The following is a 6,460-nucleotide window of genomic DNA, read 5'->3' as shown; positions in this document are numbered from 1 at the left end:
ATTTGGTATCAAGTACGGCAAACACTGCAAAGCAGTTAAATAAGACCCGAACAAGTCCATAAACAGTTGTGCTGGCGACAATAGCAAGAGTGAACCACCTGATCCCTTCCCGAACTCAGAAGTGAAACCTCTTAGCGCTGATGGTAGTGTGGGATTACCCATGTGAGAGTAAGTCATCGCCAGCTCATTATTCCTGAAAAGCCCCTGCAAATGCAGGGGCTTTTTTTGTGCGGGGAATAAAGGGAAGGTAAAAAGTTTAAATTAAGTCATAAACATCAAAAAGTATAAAAAGCGAGAGCTGCTGTTGCCCCTGATCTGGCCTGCGTTTAAATCACACGGCTAAAGATCGTTCGTTCTTGCTCACATTTTCATTCTGCAACTGGTCTAGTTGATCGGATGACAAAAATGTAGGATTTTTAAAAATTCTATGCTATAAAATTATAAATAGGCATAAAAATTGCTTATAACAAATGTTCAAAAAAAGAGTAGAGGAATTATGAAGTTATCGGTTGGATTAAAAGTTGCGAACTCCTTGTCACTGACACCGCAGTTGCAGCAAGCCATTCGTTTGCTTCAATTATCGAGTTTAGAGCTTGAACAGGAAATTCAGGTTCAACTGGATAGTAATCCTTTATTAGAAAAAGTAGAAGAACTATCTAATATTGAGAGTTTAACTTCTTTGGAAGATCAGGAACGTAATGACAAAGATTTAACCAATGAGTTGAATGCCAATACCTTGCCTGATGATCTGCCGGTGGATACAGATTGGGATGATGTTTATACCCATCAACCGACTAGCTTGGGCTCTCCTGAATATGAGGATCGTGAAGATAATCGTCAGGGGCATTTAGGCCTAAAAGAACACGTACTAGAGCAGATAAATTTATTGCATTTTTCAGCAGTTGATCGACTCATCGCGCATTGTATTGTTGATTCTTTGGATGAAAAAGGGTTTTTGGACGCAGAAATTTCTGAAATCACCGCATCTGTGCAGCATTTATTGGAATCCATGGATTACGATGATGAAGTGGAAGATGATGAAGTTCTGGTGGTTTTAAAACATATACAACATCTTGATCCTGCTGGTGTAGCCTCACGTAACCTAGCTGAATGTTTATCCGTGCAATTAGACAGTTTACCTGTGCATACCGCTTATCGTCGTGAAGCGTTAACCTTGTTAAGTCATTACGAGTTGTTGATTTCGAATGAATTGCCAAAGCTGGTTAAACAGACTGGTTTGAATCCAGATCAGTTGAAATGTGCAGTTGACCTGTTAAAAACATTAAAAGCCTATCCGGGAATGGAGTTTGAAGAGAAAGACTCGGATTATCAAATTCCCGATGTGGTGGTCATGAAAAAGAATGATCATTGGCAAGTACAACTCAATCCAGATGTTATGCCTAAATTAAGGGTCAATTCTTTTTATGCCAATATGATTAAACGTGCAGATCAAAGTAACGATAATCAATATCTGCGCAATCAAATGCTAGATGCAAAAAACTTTATTAAAAGCGTTGATGAGCGCCATAAAACCTTATTGAAAGTTGCGACCTGTATCGTAGAACACCAAAAAATGTTTTTGGAAATAGGGGCTGAAGGGATGAGGCCTTTGGTACTTCGCGATATTGCAGAAGAAGTTGAATTGCATGAGTCGACTGTTTCACGAGTGACCACCAATAAATTTATGCTGACACCACGTGGCTTGTTTGAGCTGAAATATTTCTTCTCCAGTCATGTTGCGACTACTTCTGGTGGAGAGGCTTCGTCTATTGCGATTCGAGCGAAAATTAAAAAATTAATTTCAGAAGAAAATCCGCGTAAGCCTTTATCTGACAATATTATTGCCAATTTATTGAAAGAAGATGGGATTGATGTTGCACGTCGAACTGTTGCTAAATATCGAGAGTCGTTACATATTCCATCATCTTCTGAGCGAAAAGTCTTGATCTAATTTTTAAAATCTGATTATTCTATGGATTCATTATGACAACATAATGAATCTTTTTTTCTTTTAAAGGAGTGGTTGAAATGATTTAAATTGTGAATTGCAGAATCCTATTTTCTGTCATCAGATCATTTCGGCTATGACTTTAACTAATCCTAATGAAGGTGAGGGATAGAATTATGCAAATAACAATTCGTGGTCATCACTTAACTATCACCCCTGCTATTGAAGATAATATCCGCTTAAAATTTGCTGAAATGACCAAGCATTTAGACCAAGTTAATAGTATGCAGGTAAAATTGACCAAAGATCATCAAGTAGACAAACGTTCAAGAAAAGGAAGTTTAAATCATATTGCTGAAGCCATTATTCGTGTACCGGGGGCAGAATTATTTGCACAGGCGACAGCTGATGATATGTATACTTCAATTAAAAAATTAACAGAAAAACTTAAAAGACAGTTACATAAGCATCGGAAAATGCAGGTTGCGTCCCAGCCATTGCTAGCATAGTTTCGGTTTTTGAACGAAAAGAGGTTTTTGATGACCTCTTTTTTATATATTAAATGTTATACGTTAATGCTTTATTTTTCATATTTATAGTAAAATGGCAGGTTTTACACCGTTGGTCCTATAAGAGGTCTTTGTGATGAATAGTGAACAGCTCACTGAAATTTTAAAAGCTGCTTTTCCAGAGGCTGAAGTTGCAGTTAGTGGGCAAGGTGGTAAGTTTGATCTTCGAATTGTCGATGAACAATTTGAGGGCAAGCGTCCTGTCGCACGCCAGCAGGCGGTTTATGCTCCGTTAAATTCATATATTGCTAGCGGTGAAGTACATGCAGTTACTATTCGTGCAATGACCCAAGAAGAATGGCGTAAAGCAAGCTTATTCGGAGCTTAGAACTAGATGGATAAATTTTTAATTCAGGGCGGTGTTAAGCTCGAAGGTGAAGTGCGTATTTCTGGTGCAAAAAATGCAGCACTTCCATTACTTGCTGCAATGATCTTACCTGAAACACCCACTGTTTTGACTAACGTGCCAAACCTGAAAGATGTCAATACCTTAGTGAAGTTGATTGCGGGTTTGGGCGTACAAATTACCTATGAAGGCGACACGGTTAAAGCAGATACCTCAACATTAGACAATCAATTTGCACCATACGAACTGGTCAAAACCATGCGTGCATCAATTTTGGTGCTTGGTCCTTTATTGGCGCGTTATGGTAGTGCAAAAGTATCTTTACCAGGTGGTTGTGCAATTGGCTCACGTCCAGTCGATCAACACTTAAAAGCGCTAGAAGCTTTGGGTGCAGAGATCGAGGTTGAAGCCGGTTATGTCAATGCCAAAGTTGACGGTCGTCTTAAAGGCGGCGAAGTTGTCTTTGATATGGTGACTGTGGGCGGTACTGAAAATATTCTGATGGCGGCGGTATTGGCTGATGGCGTCACCACAATTCGTAATGCTGCGCGTGAACCTGAAATTACTGACCTTGCACAAATGCTCATTGCCATGGGTGCAAAAATTGAAGGACTGGATACAGATACGCTTGTGGTTACAGGTGTTGAAAGCTTACATGGCTGTGAATATGCTGTAGTTGCTGACCGTATCGAAACCGGTTCATATCTGGCTGCAGCTGCCATTACTGGCGGTAAAGTAAAAACTACCCATACTGATCCTGCATTACTTGAAGCAGTTTTAGACAAATTTGAAGAAATGGGTGCAGAAGTTACCCGTGGTGATGACTGGATTGAACTGGATATGATGGGCAAGCGTCCTAAAGCCGTCAGCTTCCAGACTTTGCCGCATCCAGAATTTCCAACCGATATGCAAGCTCAGATCATGGCTGTTAATGCGATTGGTCGTGGCTTTGCAACAATTTCTGAAACGATTTTTGAAAATCGTTTTATGCATGTGCCTGAGTTGTCACGCATGGGGGCAAACATTCAGGTCGAAGGTAATGATGCTGTGGTTACGGGTGTGGAAAAACTTTCTGCAGCGCCAGTGATGGCAACGGATTTACGTGCTTCTTTCTCTTTGGTTTTGGCTGCTTTAGCTGCTGAAGGTGAAACCCTGATTGACCGTATCTATCATATTGACCGCGGTTATGAAGATGTGGAAGCAAAATTACAAGGTTTAGGTGCCCAAATTAAGCGAGTAAGTTAATGAGCGATATGAGAAACGATGATCCAAACTTTGACGTTATGGGCAATTTTGATCATGGTTTAACTTTAGCATTAAGTAAGGGACGTATTTTAAAAGAGACTTTACCGCTGCTAGAAACAGCAGGGATTAACTTGCTGGAAGATCCAGATAAATCTCGCAAGTTGATTTTTCCAACCACCCATAAACAGGTACGTATTTTAATTTTACGGGCTTCTGATGTACCAACTTATGTTGAAAATGGTGCAGCAGACTTAGGTGTTGCGGGTAAAGATGTGCTGATGGAACATGGCGCACAAAATGTTTACGAGCCATTGGATCTTAAAATTGCCAACTGTAAACTCATGACAGCGGGCAAAGTGAATATGGTTCGTCCGAAAGGCCGTTTAAAAATTGCCACCAAATACGTGAACTTAACCCGTCAATACTATGCAAGCTTAGGTGAGCAGGTTGATGTCATTAAGCTTTACGGTTCAATGGAACTTGCTCCATTGGTTGGTTTGGGTGATTACATCGTTGATGTAGTCGATACCGGTAATACCTTGCGTGCCAATGGTCTTGAACCCCTTGAAGAAATTTGCAAAGTATCTTCACGTTTGATCGTAAATAAAGCCAGCTTCAAACGTAAGCAAACCTTATTGAATCCAATTCTGGCCCAGCTTGAAAAAGCTGTGGAAGAACGTGAAAAAGCTAAATAAGCTTACTGGATAGAAAATAAAAAACCGTCCTGCTGGGCGGTTTTTTATAGGTGATTTTTATCATAAGAAATATTCATGTGCATCAATGTTATTTTCTATGAAATCCAAAGCAATAGTTGCAGTATAAATGCCCACAATACTCAGGAAACAAGGTAAACTAAAGTTTTCCAATTCAAACCTTGTGGGTAAATTGATGCGACGTTTATCGACTCAAGATCAAAGCTTTAAGCAGGCTTTTGCAGACTTGCTGGCTTTTGAGACAGTTAGTGATCCTGAACTTTTAAAAACCGTAGACCAAATCATTGCTGATGTTCGTCAGCATGGTGATGCTCATGTTCTTAAACTCACTCAACAGTTCGATCGACATCCAGCGCATCAGTTTTCAGATCTTGAACTGTCACAAGAACAGTTAAAGACCGCTTTCGATGGCTTAAATACAGAAGTGCGTGAAGCTTTAGAATTGGCGGCTAACCGTGTTCGTGAATTCCATCAAGCACAAAAGCAGGATGGTTGGACTTATGTTGATGCCTTGGGCAATACCTTAGGTCAAAAAATTACACCGCTTGACCGTGTTGGGATTTATGTACCAGGTGGTTTAGCGTCTTATCCATCTTCTGTGTTGATGAATGCGGTTCCTGCACATGTTGCGGGCGTGCCTGAAATTATCATGGTGGTTCCTGCACCGAATGGTGAGCTCAATCCGCTGGTCTTGGCAGCGGCATATTTGGCTGGCGTTCACCGTGTATTTACCATTGGTGGAGCACAAGCGGTTGCTGCATTGGCTTATGGTACCGAAACCATTCCATCGGTCGATAAAATTACCGGTCCAGGTAACCGTTTCGTGGCTGCAGCTAAACGTGCGGTGTTTGGTCAAGTCGGGATCGACATGATTGCAGGACCATCAGAGATTTTGGTCTATGCGGAAGGCGAAAATAACGCGAAATGGTTAGCGATGGATCTATTGTCTCAAGCTGAGCATGATACTGTGGCTCAAGCTGTTTTCATTACACCAGATGAACAGCTTTTAAACGATGTTGAACAGGCAATTGAAGATCATCTAGCTGAATTGCCTAAAGCTGATATTGCCCGTACCTCTATTGCCAATCGTGGTGCTTTAGTCTTAGTGAAAGACCGTCAAGAAGCGATTGATTTGATTAATCAAGTTGCACCAGAACATTTAGAGCTTTGCTTAGATGAAGCGCAAGAAATGTCGGAAAGCATTCGCCATGCCGGTGCGATCTTTATGGGACGCTATACGCCTGAAGCGATCGGTGATTACTGTGCAGGTCCAAACCACGTATTACCAACTTCAGGTACCGCGCGCTTCTCATCACCGCTGGGTGTATATGATTTCCAGAAGCGTTCAAGCTTGATCATGTGCTCACAAGAAGGCGTGAAAACTTTAGCGAAAACTGCAGATGTATTGGCACAGCAAGAAAACTTGGATGCCCATGCACGCTCAGCGCGTTATCGTTATCAATAAGTAATTTCGTATGATTCCTTTATCTGTAATGTGAAACTCCTTCTCCCTTAGGGAGAAGGTTGGGATGAGGGGAAAATAAGAAAGCCAATATTTTAATAACTTCTCCTGAAGATCACTTGCGCTGAAAGTTAAAAGCAATGCTTTAACTTTCGCTCAGGAGAGGGAAATAAGAGA

At 41.0% G+C, this 6,460-nt stretch carries 6 protein-coding genes and 1 rRNA gene; all 7 read left to right on the top strand.

Features of this window, described 5'->3' with window-relative positions:
• The first annotated feature begins 70 nt into the window (after positions 1–70).
• Positions 71–185 (top strand): 5S ribosomal RNA (gene rrf / locus B9T29_RS05545).
• Between the two features lie 311 nt (positions 186–496).
• A complete protein-coding gene (locus tag B9T29_RS05540; protein WP_086174952.1) occupies positions 497–1,951 on the top strand; it encodes an RNA polymerase factor sigma-54 in 1,455 nt (484 codons plus the stop codon).
• Between the two features lie 173 nt (positions 1,952–2,124).
• The gene (gene hpf, locus B9T29_RS05535; RefSeq protein WP_086174951.1) at positions 2,125–2,457 is read left to right on the top strand and encodes a ribosome hibernation-promoting factor, HPF/YfiA family; all 333 of its coding nucleotides are present in this window, start codon (positions 2,125–2,127) and stop codon (positions 2,455–2,457) included.
• A gap of 136 nt (positions 2,458–2,593) precedes the next feature.
• Positions 2,594–2,845 (top strand): BolA family iron metabolism protein IbaG, encoded by a 252-nt coding sequence (ibaG, locus tag B9T29_RS05530; RefSeq protein ID WP_086174950.1) that lies wholly within the window; start codon positions 2,594–2,596, stop codon positions 2,843–2,845.
• Positions 2,846–2,851: 6 nt separating this feature from the next.
• Positions 2,852–4,108, top strand: a complete 1,257-nt coding sequence (gene murA / locus B9T29_RS05525) for a UDP-N-acetylglucosamine 1-carboxyvinyltransferase (protein WP_086174949.1) — start codon at positions 2,852–2,854, stop codon at positions 4,106–4,108.
• Entirely contained in the window at positions 4,108–4,803 is a 696-nt protein-coding gene (hisG, locus tag B9T29_RS05520; RefSeq protein WP_086174948.1) for an ATP phosphoribosyltransferase, read from the top strand. The genes murA and hisG overlap by 1 nt, the downstream gene beginning before the upstream one ends.
• A gap of 181 nt (positions 4,804–4,984) precedes the next feature.
• Positions 4,985–6,286: a histidinol dehydrogenase gene (hisD, locus tag B9T29_RS05515; RefSeq protein WP_171263989.1), complete on the top strand. Its 1,302-nt coding sequence runs from the start codon at positions 4,985–4,987 to the stop codon at positions 6,284–6,286.
• Positions 6,287–6,460 lie beyond the last annotated feature (174 nt).

The sequence above is a fragment of the Acinetobacter sp. ANC 3903 genome (genome assembly GCF_002135315.1).
Classification (GTDB): Bacteria; Pseudomonadota; Gammaproteobacteria; order Pseudomonadales; family Moraxellaceae; genus Acinetobacter.
Note: the sequence above shows the minus strand (reverse complement) of the source record. Positions and strands in the feature narration are given on the sequence as shown.

What these genes read in the sequence shown, in the direction of transcription:
- B9T29_RS05540 (WP_086174952.1), top strand. Translation starts at nt 497, where the DNA reads ATGAAGTTATCGGTTGGATTAAAAGTTGCGAACTCCTTGTCACTGACA.
- hpf (WP_086174951.1), top strand. Translation starts at nt 2,125, where the DNA reads ATGCAAATAACAATTCGTGGTCATCACTTAACTATCACCCCTGCTATT.
- murA (WP_086174949.1), top strand. Translation starts at nt 2,852, where the DNA reads ATGGATAAATTTTTAATTCAGGGCGGTGTTAAGCTCGAAGGTGAAGTG.
- hisG (WP_086174948.1), top strand. Translation starts at nt 4,108, where the DNA reads ATGAGCGATATGAGAAACGATGATCCAAACTTTGACGTTATGGGCAAT.
- ibaG (WP_086174950.1), top strand. Translation starts at nt 2,594, where the DNA reads ATGAATAGTGAACAGCTCACTGAAATTTTAAAAGCTGCTTTTCCAGAG.